This is a genomic window from Mucilaginibacter tolerans (assembly GCF_030519375.1).
Classification (GTDB): Bacteria; Bacteroidota; Bacteroidia; order Sphingobacteriales; family Sphingobacteriaceae; genus Mucilaginibacter.
Genome location: NZ_JAUMKB010000001.1, coordinates 22,945 through 43,950, shown reverse-complemented (window position 1 = coordinate 43,950; position 21,006 = coordinate 22,945). Strand labels below are relative to the sequence as shown.

The 21,006-nt window shown below is 42.2% G+C and carries 26 protein-coding genes; 12 read left to right on the top strand and 14 right to left on the bottom strand.

Features of this window, described 5'->3' with window-relative positions:
* Positions 1-86: 86 nt before the first annotated feature.
* On the top strand, positions 87-302 hold the full coding sequence (locus Q3A68_RS00250; protein ID WP_302898979.1) for a GDCCVxC domain-containing (seleno)protein: 216 nt from the start codon (positions 87-89) through the stop codon (positions 300-302).
* A gap of 109 nt (positions 303-411) precedes the next feature.
* Here Q3A68_RS00250 and Q3A68_RS00245 read toward each other — a convergent pair whose 3' ends face one another.
* Entirely contained in the window at positions 412-762 is a 351-nt protein-coding gene (locus Q3A68_RS00245) for a hypothetical protein (RefSeq protein ID WP_302898978.1), read from the bottom strand.
* Positions 763-924: 162 nt separating this feature from the next.
* The gene (locus Q3A68_RS00240) at positions 925-1,422 is read right to left on the bottom strand and encodes a DinB family protein (protein ID WP_302898977.1); all 498 of its coding nucleotides are present in this window, start codon (positions 1,420-1,422) and stop codon (positions 925-927) included.
* A 372-nt stretch (positions 1,423-1,794) separates the two neighbouring features.
* Between Q3A68_RS00240 and Q3A68_RS00235 the strand changes: the two genes are divergently transcribed.
* The 8 genes from Q3A68_RS00235 (at position 1,795) to Q3A68_RS00205 (ending at position 7,726) form a co-directional block, all read left to right on the top strand.
* Positions 1,795-2,613, top strand: a complete 819-nt coding sequence (locus Q3A68_RS00235; protein ID WP_302898976.1) for a serine O-acetyltransferase — start codon at positions 1,795-1,797, stop codon at positions 2,611-2,613.
* Positions 2,614-2,784: 171 nt separating this feature from the next.
* Complete coding sequence (cysM, locus tag Q3A68_RS00230; RefSeq protein ID WP_302898974.1) at positions 2,785-3,657, top strand: cysteine synthase CysM; 873 nt, start codon at positions 2,785-2,787, stop codon at positions 3,655-3,657.
* Between the two features lie 534 nt (positions 3,658-4,191).
* A complete protein-coding gene (locus tag Q3A68_RS00225; RefSeq protein WP_302898973.1) occupies positions 4,192-4,620 on the top strand; it encodes a PepSY-like domain-containing protein in 429 nt (142 codons plus the stop codon).
* 79 nt (positions 4,621-4,699) lie between these two features.
* On the top strand, positions 4,700-5,587 hold the full coding sequence (locus Q3A68_RS00220; RefSeq protein ID WP_302898972.1) for an alpha/beta hydrolase: 888 nt from the start codon (positions 4,700-4,702) through the stop codon (positions 5,585-5,587).
* Positions 5,588-5,745: 158 nt separating this feature from the next.
* Positions 5,746-5,937, top strand: a complete 192-nt coding sequence (locus tag Q3A68_RS23110; RefSeq protein ID WP_368045647.1) for a DUF5808 domain-containing protein — start codon at positions 5,746-5,748, stop codon at positions 5,935-5,937.
* Between the two features lie 42 nt (positions 5,938-5,979).
* Positions 5,980-6,573, top strand: a complete 594-nt coding sequence (locus Q3A68_RS00215; protein ID WP_302898971.1) for a TetR/AcrR family transcriptional regulator — start codon at positions 5,980-5,982, stop codon at positions 6,571-6,573.
* Between the two features lie 384 nt (positions 6,574-6,957).
* The gene (locus Q3A68_RS00210) at positions 6,958-7,101 is read left to right on the top strand and encodes a hypothetical protein (RefSeq protein ID WP_302898970.1); all 144 of its coding nucleotides are present in this window, start codon (positions 6,958-6,960) and stop codon (positions 7,099-7,101) included.
* Between the two features lie 64 nt (positions 7,102-7,165).
* Positions 7,166-7,726 carry a hypothetical protein gene (locus Q3A68_RS00205; RefSeq protein WP_302898969.1) on the top strand — a complete coding sequence of 187 codons (561 nt, stop codon included), beginning with the start codon at positions 7,166-7,168 and terminating at the stop codon, positions 7,724-7,726.
* Positions 7,727-7,791: 65 nt separating this feature from the next.
* Here the strand turns inward: Q3A68_RS00205 and Q3A68_RS00200 are convergent, their stop codons facing one another.
* From Q3A68_RS00200 to Q3A68_RS00175, 6 genes are all read right to left on the bottom strand, one after another.
* A complete protein-coding gene (locus tag Q3A68_RS00200) occupies positions 7,792-8,061 on the bottom strand; it encodes a UBP-type zinc finger domain-containing protein (RefSeq protein ID WP_302898968.1) in 270 nt (89 codons plus the stop codon).
* 69 nt (positions 8,062-8,130) lie between these two features.
* A complete protein-coding gene (locus tag Q3A68_RS00195) occupies positions 8,131-9,834 on the bottom strand; it encodes a S8 family serine peptidase (RefSeq protein ID WP_302898967.1) in 1,704 nt (567 codons plus the stop codon).
* 13 nt (positions 9,835-9,847) lie between these two features.
* Positions 9,848-11,509: an NAD(P)/FAD-dependent oxidoreductase gene (locus Q3A68_RS00190; RefSeq protein WP_302898966.1), complete on the bottom strand. Its 1,662-nt coding sequence runs from the start codon at positions 11,507-11,509 to the stop codon at positions 9,848-9,850.
* A gap of 175 nt (positions 11,510-11,684) precedes the next feature.
* The gene (locus Q3A68_RS00185) at positions 11,685-13,085 is read right to left on the bottom strand and encodes an ATP-binding protein (RefSeq protein WP_302898965.1); all 1,401 of its coding nucleotides are present in this window, start codon (positions 13,083-13,085) and stop codon (positions 11,685-11,687) included.
* Between the two features lie 72 nt (positions 13,086-13,157).
* Positions 13,158-13,745: a TlpA family protein disulfide reductase gene (locus Q3A68_RS00180; protein ID WP_302898964.1), complete on the bottom strand. Its 588-nt coding sequence runs from the start codon at positions 13,743-13,745 to the stop codon at positions 13,158-13,160.
* A 33-nt stretch (positions 13,746-13,778) separates the two neighbouring features.
* Positions 13,779-14,777, bottom strand: coding sequence for a helix-turn-helix domain-containing protein (locus tag Q3A68_RS00175; protein WP_302898963.1), 999 nt, complete (start codon positions 14,775-14,777; stop codon positions 13,779-13,781).
* A gap of 266 nt (positions 14,778-15,043) precedes the next feature.
* Between Q3A68_RS00175 and Q3A68_RS00170 the strand changes: the two genes are divergently transcribed.
* Entirely contained in the window at positions 15,044-15,565 is a 522-nt protein-coding gene (locus Q3A68_RS00170) for a hypothetical protein (RefSeq protein WP_302898962.1), read from the top strand.
* Positions 15,566-15,651: 86 nt separating this feature from the next.
* On the top strand, positions 15,652-16,107 hold the full coding sequence (locus tag Q3A68_RS00165; protein WP_302898961.1) for a hypothetical protein: 456 nt from the start codon (positions 15,652-15,654) through the stop codon (positions 16,105-16,107).
* Positions 16,108-16,141: 34 nt separating this feature from the next.
* On the opposite strand, the gene Q3A68_RS00160 is transcribed toward Q3A68_RS00165, so the two are convergent.
* The 5 genes from Q3A68_RS00160 to Q3A68_RS00140 form a co-directional block, all read right to left on the bottom strand.
* Positions 16,142-16,792 (bottom strand): MIP family channel protein, encoded by a 651-nt coding sequence (locus Q3A68_RS00160; protein WP_302898960.1) that lies wholly within the window; start codon positions 16,790-16,792, stop codon positions 16,142-16,144.
* Positions 16,789-17,208, bottom strand: a complete 420-nt coding sequence (locus tag Q3A68_RS00155) for an arsenate reductase ArsC (protein WP_302898959.1) — start codon at positions 17,206-17,208, stop codon at positions 16,789-16,791. Before Q3A68_RS00155 ends, Q3A68_RS00160 begins: the two co-directional genes overlap by 4 nt.
* Positions 17,208-17,636, bottom strand: a complete 429-nt coding sequence (gene arsN2, locus Q3A68_RS00150; protein WP_302898958.1) for an arsenic resistance N-acetyltransferase ArsN2 — start codon at positions 17,634-17,636, stop codon at positions 17,208-17,210. Before arsN2 ends, Q3A68_RS00155 begins: the two co-directional genes overlap by 1 nt.
* Positions 17,637-17,643: 7 nt before the next feature.
* Positions 17,644-18,174 (bottom strand): DUF6428 family protein, encoded by a 531-nt coding sequence (locus Q3A68_RS00145; protein ID WP_302898957.1) that lies wholly within the window; start codon positions 18,172-18,174, stop codon positions 17,644-17,646.
* 162 nt (positions 18,175-18,336) lie between these two features.
* Positions 18,337-18,666, bottom strand: coding sequence for an ArsR/SmtB family transcription factor (locus tag Q3A68_RS00140; RefSeq protein WP_302898956.1), 330 nt, complete (start codon positions 18,664-18,666; stop codon positions 18,337-18,339).
* Positions 18,667-18,961: 295 nt separating this feature from the next.
* On the opposite strand from Q3A68_RS00140, the gene Q3A68_RS00135 reads away from it, so the two are divergent.
* On the top strand, positions 18,962-20,398 hold the full coding sequence (locus Q3A68_RS00135) for a sensor histidine kinase (protein WP_302898955.1): 1,437 nt from the start codon (positions 18,962-18,964) through the stop codon (positions 20,396-20,398).
* Positions 20,399-20,411: 13 nt separating this feature from the next.
* Here Q3A68_RS00135 and Q3A68_RS00130 read toward each other — a convergent pair whose 3' ends face one another.
* On the bottom strand, positions 20,412-20,897 hold the full coding sequence (locus Q3A68_RS00130) for a hypothetical protein (protein ID WP_302898954.1): 486 nt from the start codon (positions 20,895-20,897) through the stop codon (positions 20,412-20,414).
* Positions 20,898-21,006 lie beyond the last annotated feature (109 nt).

The following is a 21,006-nucleotide window of genomic DNA, read 5'->3' as shown; positions in this document are numbered from 1 at the left end:
ATATGTTTTAATAACTGATATCACGTTATCACATAGGCTATTATATTTGCTGCCTGATCAGCATCGATCCAATTGCGCAGTTTGATATGACGCCAAAGATCAACTTATTATCGGTTATTACCTGCCCGGTATGCGGCTATATAAAAGAAGAGACAATGCCTGGAGATTCCTGCATGTATTTTTATGAGTGCGAAAATTGTAAAACAGTTCTGAAGCCTCGTAAAGGAGACTGCTGTGTTTTTTGCAGTTTTGGAAGCGTTAAGTGTCCTCCGGTGCAGGCTTCCGGGTCTTGTTGTCATTAAATGGCTGTAAAAGGTAATAAATAAAAAAATGCCGTTCTTTAAAGAACGGCACACCACTAATTAACCAATTTATATTCACAGATAAAATTCAGATATTTATATCGCAGTTTTAGCCATTAAAGCTTATGTTCGGCTCCTCGGCCATCAGATACTGCATCTGTATAGCGCTTTCCAGGTCGTCAAACGTGCTGGCCTCAGCCGAGGTACGCAGGATAGTTGCACCATCTATTTTCTCATATTCAACCTTTGCACCAAAGCGCCACTGTATCAAATGATAGTTCCAGGTAATAGTAGTTATCCTGGCGCCATTCTTAAGCAGTTCTGCTACGTCATCTGTGCTGGTTTTTATGCCTTTGCCAAACCCATTACTTGCGTTGTGCAGAAATACGTCGGTAATATATTCCTCATCGCCGGTCTTCAGCTTCCAGATACCGGAAATATAATAGTCCCAATTTTCCATACCTCGTAAATGTAATATCCCCTACAGCACAATGCTAAATTACGCTGAAAAAAAAAGAAAAGCACCCCGTTTTTTAACGGTATTTTTAGCAGGTGAAAATGTGGAAAACTAAAAAAGCAGGAGTTGGTTTATTTCTCCTGCCTATTAAAGTTTTTGGTAAACTCAGAAATTCATTTCATCGGCACTTGGTCCGTAGCTGCCTGGAATAGGGACATTTAACAAACGCAAATAAACACCTAATTGCGCGCGATGATGCACGATCTGGCAATAGGCCATACGTATTACTTCGCTTTTAGGCCGTACGCTCAATACCTGGTCGCCATTAGCCAGTGTCCACTCTTGTTTCAGCAATTCCTCATTTGCTTTACTTAGTGCCTCGCCGCCTTTTCTCACGCTTTCATCCAGAAATTGCAAAAGCTCGGCAGTATTATTAATTACGGGCTCTTTATGAGTAGTGGTAGCAAAGTTGAGCCCGTCATCGTCAATCGTAATTTCTAGCCATGACGGGATGTCGGCCAGGTGAGTAGCCAAACGACGAATGGTCATGCTTTTTTCGTGTGGTTGCCAGTCGTATTTATCATCCGGTATGCGTGATAACATTTTGCGGGTAGTTTCGGCTTCCTGGTGCATTTCTTTTAATAGTGATTCGATAGTTGTCATAGCGTTTCTGTTTTTTGATTTACAATTCAAAGTAACTGCGCGCGAGTGACAGCCTTATGTCAGCAGTGTTTTGTTTGTTTTTATATTAAGTAAAACCCGAATACCGGTACCGTAAAAACACCCATTTTTAACTATTAAATAGGTAGAACATGCGGGGTATTATATATAATGTGTAACTTTATGGCTCAACCATACGTTCATAGGAGCAAGTGTTTTATGAGCCTGAAATAGTCTGATTTACCCCGCAGCAGGTCGCAAAAATCCTTGCAATCAACCTCTGTTTTTGACATTTAGGCGACCAGGCAGAGGCGGTTTTTGATTAAAATTGTTTCGCAGAGCGATTGTATTTTTAAAGCTAAGAGAGTAGAAAAAATGACGATAGATAAATCATTTTATCAGCATATATTAGATAAACAGCAAATTACCGGAGCCGTGCCGTCCAATAAGGAGATAGCTGACTGGGCCCTGCAGGTTATCCGTTTGCTTTATCCTGAACAATCCAACAGGTTGTTTACCTATGTTCATCAGCTTGAATCAGAATTCAAGAAGCTGGAGCATATGCTTTATGATATACTGAATGCAACCCGTGGCACGCTCGACGAAAAAAACGAACAACTATCCATTACTTTTTTTAATGGTCTTCCAGAATTGTACCGCATATTAAATACGGATATCCAGGCTACTTTTGATGGTGACCCTGCTGCAAAAAGCGAATTTGAAGTAATAAGGGCTTATCCAGGCTTTTATGCAATTTCATTCTATCGTTTGGCGCATTCATTGTACCAATTGGGTGTGCCGCTTATCCCGCGTATATTAACCGAATATGCTCACTCCAAAACAGGTATTGACATTCACCCCGCTGCGCAGATAGGAGAGTATTTTCATATCGACCACGGCACGGGAGTAGTTATCGGTGAAACCTGTATTATAGGCCGTCATGTGAAATTATTTCAGGGTGTAACTTTAGGTGCATTAAGCGTAAGCAAAACCCCTGCAAACGCCAAACGCCACCCGACAGTAGAAGATGATGTGGTGATTTACGCAGGAGCCACTATACTTGGCGGGCGCACAGTGATAGGCGAGGGCAGTATTATCGGTGGTAACGTATGGCTCACCAAGTCGGTACCAGCATTTTCAAAAGTATACCATACGCATGAGGTAAGCCTTTTGAAAGAAAAAATTAAGGAGTAGTTGATTTATTAAAGAGGTTGTAAAGGTTGTAGAAGTTGTAATAGTTGAAGTGATTTAAACCTTTACTAACTAATACAATCAGTCTACTCATTACCGTCCAACCTATACAAACTCTGCAACCAAAACAATTTCTACAACCTTTACAACAACTACAACCAATACAACAAAAAAATGTCTACCATAATTGATCTGATTGGCAATACGCCCCTTGTAGAACTAAAAAAACTTAATCCAAATCCTAATGTAACCATTTATGCCAAGCTGGAGGGTAATAATCCCGGCGGGAGTGTAAAGGACCGCGCGGCACTAAATATGATCCGCAGTGCGCTTGAACGTGGCGAGATTAAACCAGGTATGAAGCTGATTGAAGCGACAAGCGGAAACACCGGCATAGCCCTGGCAATGATAGCATGTTTATATGGTTTAGAAATGGAACTGGCGTTGCCATCAAGCTCTACCAAAGAACGTACGCTGGCAATGGAAGCTTTTGGGGCGAAAGTCACCCTGCTGGATGGTATTGAAGCCTGTCGCGATTATGCCGAAGAAAAAGCAGCTACCGGTGAATATTTTATTTTGAACCAGTTTGCCAACCCGGATAATTATAAGGCACACGTTAAAACCACGGGGCCCGAAATATGGCGGGATACAGAAGGAAAAATAACCCACTTTGTAAGTGCGATGGGTACCACCGGAACTATAATGGGATGCTCACGATACTTAAAAGAACAAAACAGCAATGTGCAGATTGTAGGTTGTCAGCCAACCGAAGGATCGTCAATTCCAGGTATCAGGCGCTGGCCCGAGGCTTATTTGCCCAAGATATTTGAACCTGCAAGGGTCGATCGCGTGATGGACGTTGCCGAAGCCGAAGCAATTGAGGTAACGCGCAAACTGGCCAAACTTGAAGGCATATCCGCAGGGATGAGCAGCGGTGGCGCAGCAGCAGCCAGTATCAGGCTGGCACAGGAGCTGAAACAGGGCGTTATTGTATTTATAGTATGTGATCGCGGCGACCGCTACCTGAGCAGTAACTTATTCGGTTAAAAGAGTTTTATTGAAAATTTATCCATGAAAGGCTAGTTTAAAAATAAATATTTTATCAATAATCATAAAATATTAAAAAAATGGCAATTGTGGTAATTTTAAGCTGGATGAAACGACATTTTTACTCAAATTCCTACAGTTAAATAAAGTTATTAACATTTTTTCCAAAAAATGGAGTATTTTAATATAAATGTTAAAAAAATAGGCAGAAAAAAATAAAAAAATATTAGTCTAATTACCCGATAGACTTTATATTTGTCCTGATTCTTAATTATCAATCTAAAACAAAAACCTCGTTCTTTATGATTTAATTATGAGTTCAGTTAATTATTGAGAAGAAGAGAGAAAGCCCCAAAACTTTCTCTTTTTTTATGCCGTTTATTTTGCGCTTAGAATATCATAGTATCTAGATCTATCGCGTGCGCAAAGACAATTTACTGACTATTTCCTAATTTGCAGTTTTTATCCAGCTAATATCCTGTATTCATCCAGATTGTAACCTTATAATTGGGAAAAATCAAACGCAGATTTATTATGAAAAAAGTATTATTTGTTGCGCCGGTTGTAGTGTTCTTTGCCATCAAAGCACAAGCTCAGGACATCAAGACTAAGGATGTTCCGGAGATAGTTAAACAAGCATTAGCAAAAAAATACCCTAAAACCTCAAAAGTAACTTGGGAAAAGGAAAAGGGTAATTATGAGGCGAACTGGGGCGGCAAGTCGGGCGAGGAGACTTCGGTGCAATTTACGCCAGCTGGCGCATTTGTTGAGGAGGTAAATGCTATCAATGTAAGTCAGTTGCCGGCGAACGTCGCACCGTATGTGAAGAGTCATTATAATGGTGCGCGGATAAAGGAAGCTGGAAAAGTAACAGATGCAGCCGGCAAACATTTTTTTGAAGCTGAGATTAAAGGGGAAGATCTGATCTTTGATCAAAGCGGAAATTTTGTGAAAGTAGATTGAGCTTCGGGATGACCGGGTGAGTCAACGCTCATTTTCTATTCTTCTCAAAAATCCATAGTTTAGGGTTTCAATTAACTGTATGGCGCTTGCGATATTTCTGGCCGTAATACTCATCATGATCCTCGTCAGTGCGCGTACGCTTAAGCGCAAGCCGGTTTTTATCTGCAAGGGTGATTGCATTTTCTCGGAGATACTGAATGAGAAGCGCGATATCTGGATCTATCTCCCCAAAACGGAGGATGACCCTGAATTAAACAAACATCAATACCCTGTGGTATACCTGTTTGATGCCGAGGAACAGTATGCGGGCTTTCGCGAGCTGATGCAGTGCGAAAATGCAGATGGGCGTAAAGTGTTCAGGGATACTATCATTGTTGGTATACGCAATACAAATCGCAGCCGAGACCTGACGCCAACGCATTCCGTAATCGACTCCAAAGGCAAAAAAACAAGAGGCTTTAAGCCTTCGGGTGGCGGCGATAAGTTTATTGCATTTATCCAGGAGGAACTGTTTCCTTATATCGAAGCAAAATATCCCGTCTCGTCCGAACGTATTTTGATGGGGCATTCGTTAGGCGGATTGACCACGATCAATATCCTCCTCCATCATCCCGAAATGTTTACTGGCTACATAGCCAGCGACCCCAGCATGTGGTGGGATGATAAATTTATGCTGAATGAAGCCCGGGAAATATTGAGCAAAGAAAAATTTGATGGAAAATGGCTGTACTTCAGCATAGCCAATGCCACGCCGCCTTTTAATGAGATTGAACACATCCACAATGATACCTCGGCCAAAACCAACCATGTCCGCAGTATTTTTGAGCTGGGAGATATATTACAGCAAAACCCCGGTAATGGCTTACATTTCAGCTACAAATTTTACGATCAGGACAGCCATGATTCGGTAGCCATGAAAACCGCTTATGATGGCATGCAGCTTTTGGAGAAACTGCCTGTAAATTAGCTAAATTATCATCTTATATTCTTTTAATAGCCATTAAAAATTGGTAAATTGGTTATTATAAACTTAGCCTCTTAATGAAGTAGCTGAAGCTGAAGGAGACCCTGGATGATAGGGGAGATTGGGAAGCTGTAAGCAAATAATAGATTAAATACCCTAGAATGGAACCAACGGAAGATCCACTTAATTATAAATTTGGAGTTTTTTATGTTAACCGAAATGATATCCGCACAGTTGTTCCTAAACGAACAAAAGCATTTGGTTGGACGCTAAATTTCGCAAAATGGAAAAGCTATGCGTTTGTCGCGTTAATAATAGGAAGTGTCGTGTTATCTATCTTATTGTCAAAATAATTACCACGATATACCCATCGGTATAATTTATTATATTTGTATATGGGAAAAGCAGAGCGTACACGGGAATATATAGTTGAGAAGACTGCTCCCGTATTTAATCGTAAGGGTTATGCCGGCACATCGATGTCGGATCTGACAGAGACCACGGGTCTCACAAAAGGGGCTATTTACGGCAATTTCGAAAATAAGGACGAAGTGGCGCTGGCTGCTTTTGATTACAATTTGGGTAGAATGCGGCAGCGGGTAATGGCCCTTCAAAGTGAAGACCCTACTGCTTTGGGCAAATTACGCGCTTACGTTAATGTTTATCGTAAGGGGCTTTTTAATCCGACGCTATCGGCAGGGTGCCCTATTATAAACACCGGAGTAGAGGCTGATGATACCCACCCGCAGCTGAAAAAGAAAGTTGGTGAAGCCGTAAACTCGTGGCACCGCAGCATATCGGCCATTATTCACCAGGGCATACGTTCAGGCGAGATAAAAGAGCATGTAGATGTGGCAGCATTCGCTTCGCTGATGATTGCCATGATTGAGGGTGGCATTACCGTATCCAAAATTTCAGGTGATATCAGTTATTTGAATCAAAGTCTGGATCTGCTGGAAAAACAGATAGACCTACAGCTTAAGAAATAACCAGATTTCAGAAAAAAACAATAGCCGGGCATTGAACCCGGCTATTTCCCCTAATTAATTATTTAAAAGGCATACTATCATTGCTGATGGTATAGTTGTATAACAACCGTTAAATGAAAAAGTTTAACTAAAACGATAGAAAAGTTCTTTTTCTGCTCATTTAGGTCGAAAATGCGACAGTCAGGCATGCCTTTGACAGAGTTTGATGTATAATTTCAATGCAGAACTTTACTTTAACCCCTTTTCTTCGGGTTTGAGCTGCCTTTCAAAAATAATTCTTTCATCTTTTTAAACCTTCCTTAGCCAATATTGTCATATTGATAAATAGCAGGTAAATATAGTTAACCTGTTGATAACCATTTTGTTAATTAAAAATATTGTCTTATGAAAACCTTGAAAAACCTCAAAAATGATTTACACCATGTGTTTATAGATGGTGACGCTAAAAGTCAGCAAATGGCTCGTGTGCTTGTCTTATTAGATGTCCCTTTGATGTTCCTGGTGTTGGTTATTTGTCACTTTGTTTAATGACATTTGCCCGCCAACAACAATAACAGAAAAATGATGTTATACAGGTAACATCATTACGATTATGGACACCTTAAAACAGACCATATCAAATATCCGGCTCAGCTTTGACGACCTGCAGCAGGATACGTTCAGAAAAATATTCACCCACATCGACCAGCTTGGCATTAAACAAGGGGTTGATAAATTGGGATTGGAACGATTTATAGAGCAATGTGCGCGTCTATCTGCCACTACCGGAGTCATTTCCGGCGGTGGCGGAGCGCTCACAATGGCCATCGGCATTCCTTTCGACCTGATCAATATGCTTACGCAGCAGATCAGGGTAACGCTGGGCATTATGTATTATAACCGGGGGACTTACCAGATTACTTTCGACGAGTTTGTGTCTATTATGGCGGCTGCCATGCAGGTAGAGGCCGGAATTATGATCACCAAAAACATACTGGAGCGTGGGTCTGAACGCATATTACTACGCCTGGGTTCAAAAACTGCTGCACGACTGATTCCGGTAGTAGGAGCAGTGATTGGCGGTACAACCAATTACTTGTTCATCAAGCGTATGGCTGAGTCGGTGAAAAGATTGCAGCCACGTTTTCAGCCGTTGACGGTGCATATTGATTGAGAACCAAGAGGCAAGAGTCAGGAACCAAGAAAATAATTTTGCTTCTGGTTCTTGATTCTCCACTCTCAATACTCTGCAAATTCTTCATCCACATAACACCACAGCCACCTTTCGCCGGGCTCAGCAGAGATAACTACCGGGTGACCGGCTTCATGGGCATGTTTTGAGGCATGTTTTTCGGGTGAACTATCGCAGCACAAGGTTACACCACAGGTTTGGCAGGTGCGAAGGTGCACCCAGCTACCACCGTGTTTAATACACTCTTCGCATACATATTCTTTTGCATGTTTCAGCTTTTTGATAGCTGCAAGATGCTCGCAGATTTTGTCTTCCATTAGGATTGATTTGGGTAGAAAATTAGGAAAAAAATAACAGAATGTAATGGTTATTGTGCATCCCGTATTTTATTTCCCCGACAGTTCTATTGCCATTTGAACGGCCTTATGGGCGTTAACTATGCCACCCGAAACGGACAGGCTACTAAATGGCACCTGTATTTTTGATCCGCCGGGCCGGTTCACCATGATATTGGGCTTAAAGCTTGACAGTAGAAGAATATCTTTTACCTGTTCAGCAGTCAGGTCAGGAAAGTAGGACAGCAGTAACGCAGCAACTCCCGTAACACATGGGGTCGACATGCTCGAGCCCGATTTATAATCATACAAATCGCCGGGTACAGTTGAGAATATATCACTGCCAGGTGCAAAAAGATCTACATTGTTTTTGCCGTACCCGGAATATGGATGTGCAAGCCTGTAGTTAAATAAGGGCCTGCTCCAACCAACAGTAATAAAATTGGAAGCTTTATGCCCGTTTTGATAATAAGCAATGGGGTAGTAATTGGCCGTATCGTTGTTGTTGCCATCGTTGCCGGCAGCATGAATGATCAGGACATGTTTTAGTTCAGCATATTGCACCGCGCTGTCAACCAGTTTTTTATAAGGCGAGTATCTTTTTGAGAAACTCATATTGATGATGCGCGCACCGTTATTCACAGCGTAGAAAATACCGTTGGCAATATCTTTGTCTCTTTCATCGCCGGGTCCTGTGGTAGCAATTATCGGCATGATCCGGACATTGTCGGCAATGCCATCGACTCCTTTGCCATTATTCCTTTTTGCTGCAATGATGCCAGCGACATGAGTGCCATGGCTTAGTGCTTCCGTTGAAGTAATAACGGCGCTTCCATACGAATGATTATGAATTTGGCCATTATCGTTTTGGATCAATTTGGCCGAGATATAGTCTACATTGTATGCATATTTCAGATCAACAGAATCCTTGGTGGTCTTAAGTGTCTCAAAATATTTCGCCCTGGCTTTTTTGTAGATGGAAAACAATTTCTTTTCTCTATCAGTCAAATGGCTGGTGTCAGCATTTTCATATTTGCTTTTAAACGCAGCATAGGTTTGGGTAGCTCCCGATTGCTCAGCATCCACAATGTGCCCGTTCTTATCGCCCCTGAAGTTCCATCCATGCACATCATCTACATAGCCATTGTGATCGTCATCAATTCCGTTGCCCGGGATTTCCCTGGTGTTGGTCCAGATTGAGCCTTTCAGGTCTTCATGCCCAATATCAAATCCATTGTCAATCACAGCAACTATCACAGGGGCAGGTTTTAGTTTTTTAACCTTTAATAGTTCATAAGCTTTATACAGGCTGATCCCCGCAATGGAATCGCTCATGGCATCCATATACGACCAGTCGCGCGGTGCCCCATCTTCTTCGGGAACATAATTGAACCTGCCCGTGAAATTTTTTTCTCTATCGGCATGGTGCCCTTTAATTGCTGACAGCGTCAGATGCTGACTGTTGTTAGTATAGCGAACTTTATAGTAAGACGTATCAGACTCCAAGTGATTGTCTTTCTTTGAACTGCCATATAGAAATAAGGTATCTCGTTTTTGAGAAAATGAAAAGCTGAGCGGCGAGTTTTTGTGACTATTTATCCAAACAGTATCTTTTGCAAAGTGTAATTGGGCCGATGCCACGCCAGATGATTTCCAACTTGTACCGGCAAGTTGCTGGGCAAATCCGTTTAAAGCAGAGAGAGCCACCATACTAAGCAGCAGAAGCATTTTGTATAGTAGCTCTCTTTTTATCATTTTATCCGGGCGATTACACCTCCGCCAAATACTTATGCACAAAACTGATAGCCATTGATCCTTCGCCTACAGCTGATGCAACGCGATTCATGGCACCGGCGCGAACATCGCCTGCTGCAAATATGCCCGGGCAACTGGTTTCAAGTAAGTATGGGTCGCGGTTAAGCTTCCATATCTTTTTGAAATTATCGTAGGCAGCCAGGTCGCGGCCGGTTTCGATAAATTCCTTGTTGTTTTTAATGATGTCGAGCTTTATCCAATCTGTAAATGGTTTTGCGCCGATGAAAATGTATAATGCATTGGCATCATAGTCCTTCTTTTCCTGTGTTTTTACGTTAAGCAACGTCAGTTTTTCAAGGTAACTGTTGCCGCAGGCCTTGCATACTTCTGTATTTGGCAATACCTCGATATTGGGCGAATTTTTGATCTGATCGATTAAATAAGCCGACATCGTTGCTGTCAGATCGTCGCGGCGGATGATAATATACACCTGGCGTGCAAATTTGGACAGGTACATAGCTGCCTGACCGGCTGAGTTACCGCCGCCAATGATAAATACATCCTTATCCTTGCAGGCACTGGCTTCGGTAGTGGCGGCACCGTAATAAACACCTGCCCCGGTGAAATTATCCACACCTTCTACTTCAAGCTTGCGGTAATCAACTCCTGTGGTGATTACTACCGACCGGCTCATAATATGCGGACCGTCATCCAGTATGATCTTTTTATAACCATCTTTCTCGCGTATGTCGTTTACAGAATGCGGTGACAGGAACTGCGCTCCCAAACGGGTAGCCTGGCTAATGGCCCGCCGTGTCAGATCGGCACCGCTTAAGCCCGCCGGGAAGCCCAGATAGTTCTCGATACGTGAACTTGTACCGGCCTGACCGCCCGGCGCCCTGCGCTCTACCAGTAAGGTTTTCAATCCTTCGGATGATCCGTACACAGCGGCAGCCAAACCGGCAGGGCCCGCACCAATAATCACCACGTCATAAATATCGTTTTGTATCTCCGGTTGTAGTCCGGCTTTTTCAGCTATTTGCCTTATAGTTGGTTGGCAGGCACATTCCCCGTTTTCAAAAACAATCACCGGCAAGGCAGTTCTGTCCAGATTGTTGGCCTCGAGCAATGTTTTAGCCTCCGGGTTGCTTTCTATATCAAACCATCGGTAAGGGATAAGGTTGCCCGCCAGGTAGTCCTTTATCTCGTGCGATTTTGGGTTGTATTGATAGCCAACCAGCTTAATGCCTTTAAAATCGGGCGTGTAATGGCTTTGCCAATCGTCGAGCAGGTCGTTTATCACCGGGTATAGCTTTTCTTCGGGCGGGTTCCATGGCTTGGTTAGATAATAGTCAAGCTGTACCACGTTGATTGCTTTAATTGCAGCAACGGTATCAGAGTAGGCAGTAAGTAATACCCGTTTGGCATCGGGATAAATTTTGATAGCCTTTTGCAGAAAGTCTACCCCCTCCATTTCGGGCATACGCTGATCTACAAGGAACATCGCCACCGGATCGCCTGCATTTTTCATTTCGGCAATAGCTTCTAATGCCTCATTTGCCGAGGTAGTACTGATGATCTTGTATTCGGAATTATATTGCGATTTCAGGTCGCGGTTTATGGCGCGCAATACCTGGGGGTCGTCGTCTATTGAAAATATAATGGGTTTGATCATGGTAGTTTTTTTTGGTTGATGAGGTTGGATTAAGTTGTATTAGTTGTAGATGTTGAAAAAGTTCTATTAGCTGTAATGGTTAGACTGATTGATTAGTTAAATGTTTCAGCCACTTCAACCAATGCAATAATTACAACCTTTAAAACCTCCCCACCCATTCCATCATTTACAACAATTATCCGTCAATTGGGAAGCATACTACAAACGCTGTATGCCCCGGTTCTGATATAACTTTTATAGAACCATTGTGTTGTTGTACTATGCGCTGTACTACTTCGAGACCCATCCCGGTGCCTTTTCCCATTTCTTTAGTTGTAAAAAACGGATCGAAGATACGCGAGGATATTTCCTCGGGTATGCCAACGCCATCATCTGCAATGGTTACCTGTACAAATTCTTTATCCCTTTCTGTTTTAATGGTTAGTGTCCCCTTGCCGTTAGGCTCCATAGCATCCAGGGCGTTGTCTATCAAATTGGTCCATACCTGGTTCAGTTCGCCTATTTGAGCTTTTACCGGTGGCAGGGTTTCATCAAATTGCTTCACCACGGTAATATTTCCTTTTTTGATCTTATAGATCAGCATCTGGAATGTGTTTTTTATTCCGATACGTATGTCGGCATATTGCTTTTCCTGACCCTGGTCCATATGGGTATAGGTTTTTACCGAGTTAACCAGCGTTGCAATGCGACGGGCAGATTCCCCAATATCCTGTACCATCCTATCGGTGACCAGGAGCGTGTTCATCCAGTTAAATACCGGTTCAAGAAACTGCTCCGGAATATGCTTGCGGAATGATTGTACATCCTTAGGTTCTATCCCAAACTCAACAAAATTCTCAACCAATTCGGGGTCATACTGCATGCCCATTTCATCGAACAGATCAGTCAGTTCATCTTCCTTTTCCGCACGTTGGCGGATGGTAAGATCGACCCCCTTGCGCTCTGTTAAGAAGCGGAAAAACTCATGGGTAACTGCATCAACCTCTTCAGGCTCCATCCTGATGGCGATCATCGATTTGAACGTGTCAGGCTCCAGCTGTAAATGTTTTAGTAATGACTCCGAATCGCGCACAATAGCCGATGCCGGGTTGTTCAGCTCATGCGTCAGACCTGCCGATAATTTTCCCAGTGCCAGCATTTTCTCGTTTTGCTGCTGTAATGCGGTGAAGGTGCGCACGCGGTTGGTCATAACATGAACCAGCGCCTGGGTGAGTTCAAAATGATGCCTGATCATTTCTTCAATCTTTCCAATCGGAAAGGTCATGATCTGTGTTACACCAATGGTGCGCCCATAGCCTGTGCTTACCGTTGCACGAGAATAGGGCATGTAACCGGTGATACTACCGGGTTTAAAATCGCCCAGCTCACGCTTTACACCGCCAATCGGGACATATAAGCGCAGTTTGCCGCTGATGATAAAGTGCGTGCCAACGATAGGTCGGCCCGGTTCAGCTAATAATTCACCATCCGGATATTCGCGACAATCACTCTGATCGATCAGCCATTGCAGCTGGGCTTCCGGCACATCCACCAGTGCCTCAAATGTTTTAAATAATGCAGGTGTACATTCTACCATGGGTTAAAATTAGACATTTTTAGGCACAGGATGATAGATAAGCAATCAATAATGAAATTCGGATGAAGATTCTTATTGTTCTGTCAATCCCAATACGAATTTGACAAATGCCTCGCCATCATAGCTGGCTTTGCCGGCGTGGTTAAATACTACCAGTCCATGCTTATCTATTACCAAAGTGGTGGGTATGGTACCCGAATAAAATGTGGCCGGCAGTCCGTCCAGGTTACCTCCATAAACCGGTATATGGTAATCTTGTTTTTTCATAAAAGCTGATGAGTTATTCAGCCTGTTATCTACATCTACAGACAGGAAAACGATGTTCGGATCATTTTTCACTTTCTCATAAAACTCGTTTACCGATGGCATTTCTGCCCGGCAGGGTGGGCACCAGGTCGCCCAAAAGTTGATAAAAACGACCTTGCCTTTTTGCTGCTGCAGGTCTATCGTTTTGCCGTCAACGGTTTGTACCACCATGGCAGGAGCAGGCATCAGCTTTTCACCTGGTTTTATTATCGGTATTTTGGGATTGTAAAAGCCGAGCGACATCAAACCCATTATTACCCAAGTGCGCGCCTTTATGCTAAACAACATGGCAATTGTAAAAAGCACCAGCAGGATAGTGGCAGCATCGGAAAGAGAAATTTTTTTAAGCCGCATGGATGGTGATTGAACGCTGCAATTTACGTTCATCTACACTATGTTCGACATTTTACTGTGTATTTTTTGATGAAGAGTGTTGAAGAACATGTTGCGTTCCTTTTCGCCAACACGGCTGATGTGTGCCGATTTACGGATAATGTTTTGCAGATTCCGGGAGGTATAATCGCAAAAATCCTTGTCTTGTGTTGAGGTGAAATTGAGCCCGTTGTGATTAAGGCAGGTGATCTGCCGCTTGTCGCTGTCGACAAAAATAGTATTATCACCTATCAAACATTCGTTTACATAAATATCATAGCCGGGGGCATTGTGCGCCGGTTGATGGCCAAACAAGGATTTTTTACCGGCTTCAGCCTGTATATCAAGCTGATTAAGCAGTTCATCCAGCTGCTCATATACTTTCGTAAGAATATATCTGTCGGAAAATATATTTGATTGCCTGTAAAACTCAATCTGCCTGATGGTGCTGTGCACATTCTCCTCATTCCATATTTCGGTTGACGGAATATCGCTATACAGACGAATGATCCGTTTTCCCAATTCAGCGCTTTCTTCATCTGTTCCCAGGCCATTGAACTGCTGTTTTGCTAATTCGGAATAACCCAAAAGAGTCCGTTTCCAGAAAAAGAATTTGAAGGCCCGCAGCTCCGGGAAAGGCATAAAATGAAAGATTGGTATGTCCTTGTTATAAAAATAGATGTGCGGATTGCTTAAGGATTTGAAAAGTTCCAGATTATGGATGATATCCTTTAGGTACTCGTTAAAGCCAAAGGAAGCGCTATCTACCTTATTCCCCGAAAAAATCACCGTGTTGTTTTGGATAAACAATAGCTGATCAAGCGAGATATGGTATGTATTGCATATGACTCTCAATTCATCAAGTGCGATGGTTTTTTCTCCGCGGATTCGCCTGTAGGCACTATCATTGCTAATATTCAGCAGTTCGGCAACTTCATCAACCAGCGACAGATGTTCGGGCAGACGTGCCCGGACATGATTAAATAGCATAGCCTGTACGTCACTGGTATTCATCAGCTAAACTTTAGGGGATTTTGGTGTTATTTATTAATTGCCTTTTTATTTTTTGCAAAAAATGCAAATGCGGTAATAATAATTATTAAATATAGTAAATTATTACCGCTGAAATACAATACCCCACCTATATAATTGCTAATTGCATATACTGTTGTAAGTTGCTGATTTTGTAGTTTTTATGCTGTTAATACCTGTTGTAGTTTTACTTCATAAATATCAGCTGGTAACAAATAATCAAATTATTAACGCTAAAACTTATTATCATGAAAACGCAATTATTAACTCTATTATTGGTGGCCGGAATTGCCGTGAGCGGTTTCGCGCAATCTAAATCAGATTCATCAACAGCTGCAAAATCTGGTGTCAAATTCAGTATCGGTGCCGAAGCAGGGTTACCTGTGGATCAGGCAAGCGATGGGTATAACCTTGTGCTTGGCGGTTCGGTCAAATTAGAGGTGCCGACAACGACCAGTACATACCTTACCTTGTCAGCCGGGTATAATGCCTTTTTCTTAAAAAGCGAGTTTAAAGGGTTTGACGTACCGTCAACATCTGGATTCGTTCCTGTGAAGGCCGGGCTTAAATGTTATACAAGTAATTTCTTTTTCGAGGCACAGGCAGGGATTGTTTGGTCCACAGAAAGTGGCGGTGGGCATGCATTTGCCTGGTCGCCAGGCATTGGCTACACCTTTAACAAAGGCTTCGAAATTGGTGCCCGTTATGAAGGTTGGACAAATGACGGTACAGTAGGTCAGATCAGTGCAAGAATTGCCTACAGGTTTTAACCTTAGGTAGTTTAGCGGGAGGCCGGGTTGCTGTTCACCCGGTCTCTTTATTTATCATTATCAAAACTAACTAAATAACTCACCCAATGAAAAAGCTGATCAAAGGAATAGTGCTATTGAGTATGGTATCATTATTCGGTTGTACCAAAGTGCTTTACACACATGAAGAAGTAATGGGTCGTTATAAAACCAGGAACGATGTTCAGAAATCGTTCGGCATACCTACCGAAAAGCAGGTAAGTGATACTTCCGAACGATGGCTGTATCAGTACGACAGGCACGACTCATTTAACAAGCATTATGTTGAATTGCATCATAATGCGCAATCGGCGACTGTTAGTGATTTTAGCAAATATGACCGGTATCTGCTGTTTTCATTTGACAAGTCAGGGAACGTGGTGCGATGCGATTATACAGGTGTTGATCTGACGGTGAAAAAGAAGGATACGGGTGCAACAATAGGGCTTGTTATAGCATGTGTGGGTTTGGCTGCCCTTGTGATAATCGGGACCTCACATATCACTTTTCCTGTGACATTGTAAACAGCCGTTTCAATACTGACCAGGTGCAAGGGGGCTATTGTAATGACTTGGTTTTTAAGAAGCTCCAAATTGGAATGGCCAGGATTGCTCCAAGTGTAGTGGCAACCAAATATATCCAAAGATGCTCCGTGTGCCCGGATACTACGGCCGGGCCGAATGATCTGGCCGGGTTCATGGAAGCGCCACATATTGGTCCTGCAAACATCGCCTCCAATGCCACGACAGAGCCAATAGCTAAACCTGCAAACATCCCCTGTTCCTTACTGCCTTTGGCTACATTGATGATAACCAGCATCAGAAAAAAGGTGAGTATAAACTCTAATATAAAGGATTGCGAATCGCTGCCGGCGGGAATGGTTGCTCCCAAAAACTGGTTGGATGGGAACAAATATTTTAGAGTGAGACTTGCGGTCACAGCGCCTGATAACTGACTGATGATATATGGAATAAGCTCCTTTGCGGGGAATTTTTTTGCTGTGGCAAAGGCTATGCTTACTGCAGGATTAAAATGAGCCCCTGAAATATCACCCAGTGCATAGATCATACTCATTACAATAAGGCCAAAAGTTATCGCAACACCAATGTGGGTAATACTGCCATGTGTTTCCTGGTCGATAACGATAGCCCCGGTTCCGGCAAATACCAAAGCATAGGTGCCCAGAAATTCAGCTACATATTTCTTCATACGGGCAGGTGTTCAGATACAAAATCTTTGCTATACACCTTTACCATATCGCGCACACGCCTGAATTCGTCCATGATCTCTTGTGGTGTACCCTGCGCTTTGGCAGGATCAGGAAAGTTAAAATGAAAGCGTTTGAAATTGCCGGGCAAATAAGGGCAATTCTCCTTTGCATTATCACAAACGGTGATCACATAATCAAAAGGGATGCTGATGTACTCATCCACATTGTTTGAGGTATGGTGAGATATATTGATATGATCCTCGGCCATTACCTGTATGGCTTTGGGGTTTACGCCATGAGTTTCTATTCCTGCGCTGTAAACTTTGGCTTTATCGCCGGCAAAATATTGCAGATAACCTTCGGCTATCTGGCTGCGGCAGCTGTTGCCGGTGCATAATACTAATATGTTCTTCATTATAAATCTTTTTTCATTGCAATTGCCGACTGCGGGCACACATGGCGGAATTCTGATGATTGCTGCACTTCGGCAGGCACTTCTGCTCGCGCGATCCGGCTATATCCTTTACGGGAGAAATAATCCGGGGCAGTTTCGGTCAAAAGGATGATCGATTTTAAGTCTTTTGAGACAGCAAATTTTTCTATTTCCTCCACTAATTTACCAGCAATGTTTTTGCTCCTGTAATCTGGGTTAACAGCCAGCGAACGCAAAAGCCCGTAGCCTCCATACATTTCTAATCCAACCACTCCAACCAATTCATCACCCTCCGTCATCACCAGAAAATTATCCAATGATGAAGGGAGATCGTCACTTGGCAGTTTTTCAGCCGAGAGCAGGGCAATGATATTTTCCCTGTAATTTATTGCTTTAATAATCTGCATCATATAAGAATTAGCAACATCCCCCGCCGGGTGTGCAGCAGGAATTGTCAACAGCAAGGTTTTTTAATTCTACCTTTTGTTTTACAGGAGTTCCACAACTACCACCACGGTCATTCGCCTTACATTGAACTGAAACGGGCTGAAGGTCAATAATCAAATTTTCTCCATCAATTACCAACGCAGTAGGCGAAAGCTGGCGCGTATCAAATTCATTGTTGCCAAATTCAACCTTTACCTCCGCATTTACATCCAGTGGCAAAACTTTTTCTACAATATCAATTATAGACAATGCTTTACGCACTTTCATCGCACGCAATTGTTGCTGACTGGCGGGCTCCATTAATTGAACAATGATTTCTGTCCACTCATTTTTTACTCCTCCGCAATCTACAGATGTTATTGGCGCCTGCTTGATCTCGGTAATATGATAAGAGGGGGCCACCCATTTATCGGCTGCATACTGAAATTGCAGATCGAGTTCCGGGTTTTGCAATAACATTTGCTTAAATGTTCCCCAGGTGATGGTTTCTTGCTTGTTCATGTTAGTTTTTCTTTTTTGTTGTAGAGGTTGTAATGGATGTAGAAGCTGTAAGGGGAAGAATAGTCTTCACTTAGTGTGCCATTTCAGTGCATTAACCATTAAACTTTTATAACTTCCACAACCAATTCATTGCAATATTACGATTGATGACGATAAATTTTTTTAACAACACTTTCCGTTACAGGTGTATAATGCAAAAAATGCATTCAATTCTTTGTGCAATAATTCCCAGGCATTGGGTTCAATGCAGTAGCAGACACTTACTCCTTCAATAGTACCTTGTATCAGTCCTGCATTTTTTAATTCTTTTAAATGTTGAGATATGGTGGCCTGCGCTAATCCCAATTCTTCTACAATGCTGCCGCAAACACAGGCATTTGTTTTGATCAAGTGCTGCAATATGGCTATCCGGGCAGGATGCGCCAATGCCTTGATCATGGTAGCAAGGCGGTTTTGCTCATCGGTGAAGATTTCAGTTTTGGTAAGTCCCATATCAATCGCAATATTACGATTAATTAATGAAAGTGCAAATTTTTTTTTAAGCAACCGGCGGTAATATTTATTTGCCTAAAGCGCAACAAAAATCAGGAGCACTGAGTATAAATCTATATCTCCGGGAACACTTTTTTTGTTTTGGAGGGTTTTATAAAAAAAATACTTTTTTTGAATTGTACTGATATAGAGGGATTTGTTTATAGATTGACTTTTTTGCCAGACCGTGCTTGCTTCGGAAAATTATATAAACAGTAATTGTAATATTTCTTATTAATTAAACCCAAATACTGATTTGAAAGGCAAAATAATAGATACAATTAACGGCTTGCTTGCTTTCCGAAGGCGGACATCACTTATTTTGTTATTGGTGATGAGCCTGGCTTCTGCCGGAATTATTGTGGTCAATATCTATTCTGTAAAAATACTTTCAGGCGCCCGGGCGTATGTTAACGGTGAATCGGAATATTCCAAAGGTCAGAAAGATGCTTCGGCCTATTTGATCAATTATATTACATTTCATAACAAATCCGACTATTTCGCATTCAAAAATTCTATCTCCATACCCAAAGGCGACCATGCTGCCAGAATTGGGTTAATGTCTCCTCCTGTTGATCATAAGGCAGTAAGCCAGGGATTCTTAGCGGGTAAAAATCACCCGGCAGATATTAATAATATGATATGGCTATTTGAAACTTTTAAGAATGTATCGATGTTCGAAAAGGCCATACAGATATGGACCGAAGGTGACGAGATGATCAATGATCTTGATCAGATTGGTACGGCAGCTCATGCAGAAATTATACGGGGCGGCATGTCAGGCGATGAAAAAAAGGCGATGATAGCAGCCATCAATAACAATTCGGCTGCTCTTACTATAAAAGAGGAGACGTTTTCTGAAACGTTGGGAAATATTAGTCGACAGATTAATACTTATGTATTTGCTGCCAACGTGTTTATTACGCTGATCATAGTTTTCTGCTCATTAACGTCGGCTGCTATTATGATCCGGACGTTATCCAATTCCAAAAAGAAGATCATCGAACAAAACGAAAAGCTGCAACTGATCAATGCAGGGCTGGACAAGTTCGTATTCAACGTAACACACGATTTGCGGTCGCCGCTGGCTTCCATTATGGGATTGATCAACCTGATGGATGACGAAACCGACCTTGAACAAATAAAAGAATACACGCTGATGATAAAGGATAGCCTTGAAAGGCAAGACCGCTTTATAAACGAAATGCTCGCCTTTATTAAGAGCAAGCATACCGGTGTAAGTAAAACCGAATGCAGCCTGAACAATATTGTGGACAATGTGATAGCCCAAAACAGCTACCATAACGGAGGGAAGAGGGTGCATTTTTACAAGGAGCTGGAACTTACGCAGATACAAACCGATGCTCTTAAACTGCAGGTGATACTGAACAATCTTGTGTCAAACTCCATCAAATACAGCGATGTTAAAAAGCCGGAGCAATGGGTGAAAGTAAAATCGTACCGTTCAGACAAAGAGATGGTGATAGAGGTTGAAGATAACGGTTTGGGCATACGGCCTAAAGACCAGGACCGGATATTTGATAAGTTCTACATGTCTGGCGATAACAAAAAAAGCTCGGGTATAGGATTATACCTGGTTAAAGATGCAGTTACGCAGCTTGACGGAAAAATAGAAGTGCGCTCCGAACCCGGTGTATGCAGTAAATTCAGGGTGACTATCCCGTTCTCCTGATTTCTTCCTTTGGTTATTTAACCGCTTTTGTTTTAGCGCTGATATTATCGTTTTTGTTGATCAGCATTACTGCAATTATATTTTTTACTATCAGCAACCCGGTCAGCACATATACATTCAACAGTGTGGTGATATCATCTACTACGCTAACCATGTGCGTATTGGCCCAAAACATCATGATGAAAAGCTGTAACGGCCAGATCAGGTAGTCGGCAATAGTCGAGATTATGAATTGTTTGGCTGTATTACGGTGATAAACATCGAGCAGGAAGCGATTTGCCAGGTAACAAAATATCGTGAATATCAGCAGTATTAAATAAAGCTCTTTTGTGAAGTTAGGGCCGGCTTCATAGCGCACTTTTGCTATCCTGTATAAGAACCCACTTAACCAATAATAGATGGTAGTATATATCAATACCCAATAAAATAAAGCAACACCTAATAGCTGTAATAAAAAATTCAAGATAGAAGAAACAATGCTGTTGCGGTTATTTTCCATGATCTAAAATTGGTTCTGAAGAAATCAGCCACCAAACTAAAAAATATATGGGAGAAAATATAGGTGAATGGTTAATTGAGTTGATTATGTTCGATTGAGTTATGAATAG

Bases quoted from the DNA above. Each gene is read 5' to 3' on its own strand.
- Q3A68_RS00250 (WP_302898979.1), top strand. From the start codon at position 87: ATGACGCCAAAGATCAACTTATTATCGGTTATTACCTGCCCGGTATGC.
- Q3A68_RS00245 (WP_302898978.1), bottom strand. From the start codon at position 762: ATGGAAAATTGGGACTATTATATTTCCGGTATCTGGAAGCTGAAGACC.
- Q3A68_RS00240 (WP_302898977.1), bottom strand. From the start codon at position 1,422: ATGACAACTATCGAATCACTATTAAAAGAAATGCACCAGGAAGCCGAA.
- Q3A68_RS00235 (WP_302898976.1), top strand. From the start codon at position 1,795: ATGACGATAGATAAATCATTTTATCAGCATATATTAGATAAACAGCAA.
- cysM (WP_302898974.1), top strand. From the start codon at position 2,785: ATGTCTACCATAATTGATCTGATTGGCAATACGCCCCTTGTAGAACTA.
- Q3A68_RS00225 (WP_302898973.1), top strand. From the start codon at position 4,192: ATGAAAAAAGTATTATTTGTTGCGCCGGTTGTAGTGTTCTTTGCCATC.
- Q3A68_RS00220 (WP_302898972.1), top strand. From the start codon at position 4,700: ATGGCGCTTGCGATATTTCTGGCCGTAATACTCATCATGATCCTCGTC.
- Q3A68_RS23110 (WP_368045647.1), top strand. From the start codon at position 5,746: ATGGAACCAACGGAAGATCCACTTAATTATAAATTTGGAGTTTTTTAT.
- Q3A68_RS00215 (WP_302898971.1), top strand. From the start codon at position 5,980: ATGGGAAAAGCAGAGCGTACACGGGAATATATAGTTGAGAAGACTGCT.
- Q3A68_RS00210 (WP_302898970.1), top strand. From the start codon at position 6,958: ATGAAAACCTTGAAAAACCTCAAAAATGATTTACACCATGTGTTTATA.
- Q3A68_RS00205 (WP_302898969.1), top strand. From the start codon at position 7,166: ATGGACACCTTAAAACAGACCATATCAAATATCCGGCTCAGCTTTGAC.
- Q3A68_RS00200 (WP_302898968.1), bottom strand. From the start codon at position 8,061: ATGGAAGACAAAATCTGCGAGCATCTTGCAGCTATCAAAAAGCTGAAA.
- Q3A68_RS00195 (WP_302898967.1), bottom strand. From the start codon at position 9,834: ATGATAAAAAGAGAGCTACTATACAAAATGCTTCTGCTGCTTAGTATG.
- Q3A68_RS00190 (WP_302898966.1), bottom strand. From the start codon at position 11,509: ATGATCAAACCCATTATATTTTCAATAGACGACGACCCCCAGGTATTG.
- Q3A68_RS00185 (WP_302898965.1), bottom strand. From the start codon at position 13,085: ATGGTAGAATGTACACCTGCATTATTTAAAACATTTGAGGCACTGGTG.
- Q3A68_RS00180 (WP_302898964.1), bottom strand. From the start codon at position 13,745: ATGCGGCTTAAAAAAATTTCTCTTTCCGATGCTGCCACTATCCTGCTG.
- Q3A68_RS00175 (WP_302898963.1), bottom strand. From the start codon at position 14,777: ATGAATACCAGTGACGTACAGGCTATGCTATTTAATCATGTCCGGGCA.
- Q3A68_RS00170 (WP_302898962.1), top strand. From the start codon at position 15,044: ATGAAAACGCAATTATTAACTCTATTATTGGTGGCCGGAATTGCCGTG.
- Q3A68_RS00165 (WP_302898961.1), top strand. From the start codon at position 15,652: ATGAAAAAGCTGATCAAAGGAATAGTGCTATTGAGTATGGTATCATTA.
- Q3A68_RS00160 (WP_302898960.1), bottom strand. From the start codon at position 16,792: ATGAAGAAATATGTAGCTGAATTTCTGGGCACCTATGCTTTGGTATTT.
- Q3A68_RS00155 (WP_302898959.1), bottom strand. From the start codon at position 17,208: ATGAAGAACATATTAGTATTATGCACCGGCAACAGCTGCCGCAGCCAG.
- arsN2 (WP_302898958.1), bottom strand. From the start codon at position 17,636: ATGATGCAGATTATTAAAGCAATAAATTACAGGGAAAATATCATTGCC.
- Q3A68_RS00145 (WP_302898957.1), bottom strand. From the start codon at position 18,174: ATGAACAAGCAAGAAACCATCACCTGGGGAACATTTAAGCAAATGTTA.
- Q3A68_RS00140 (WP_302898956.1), bottom strand. From the start codon at position 18,666: ATGGGACTTACCAAAACTGAAATCTTCACCGATGAGCAAAACCGCCTT.
- Q3A68_RS00130 (WP_302898954.1), bottom strand. From the start codon at position 20,897: ATGGAAAATAACCGCAACAGCATTGTTTCTTCTATCTTGAATTTTTTA.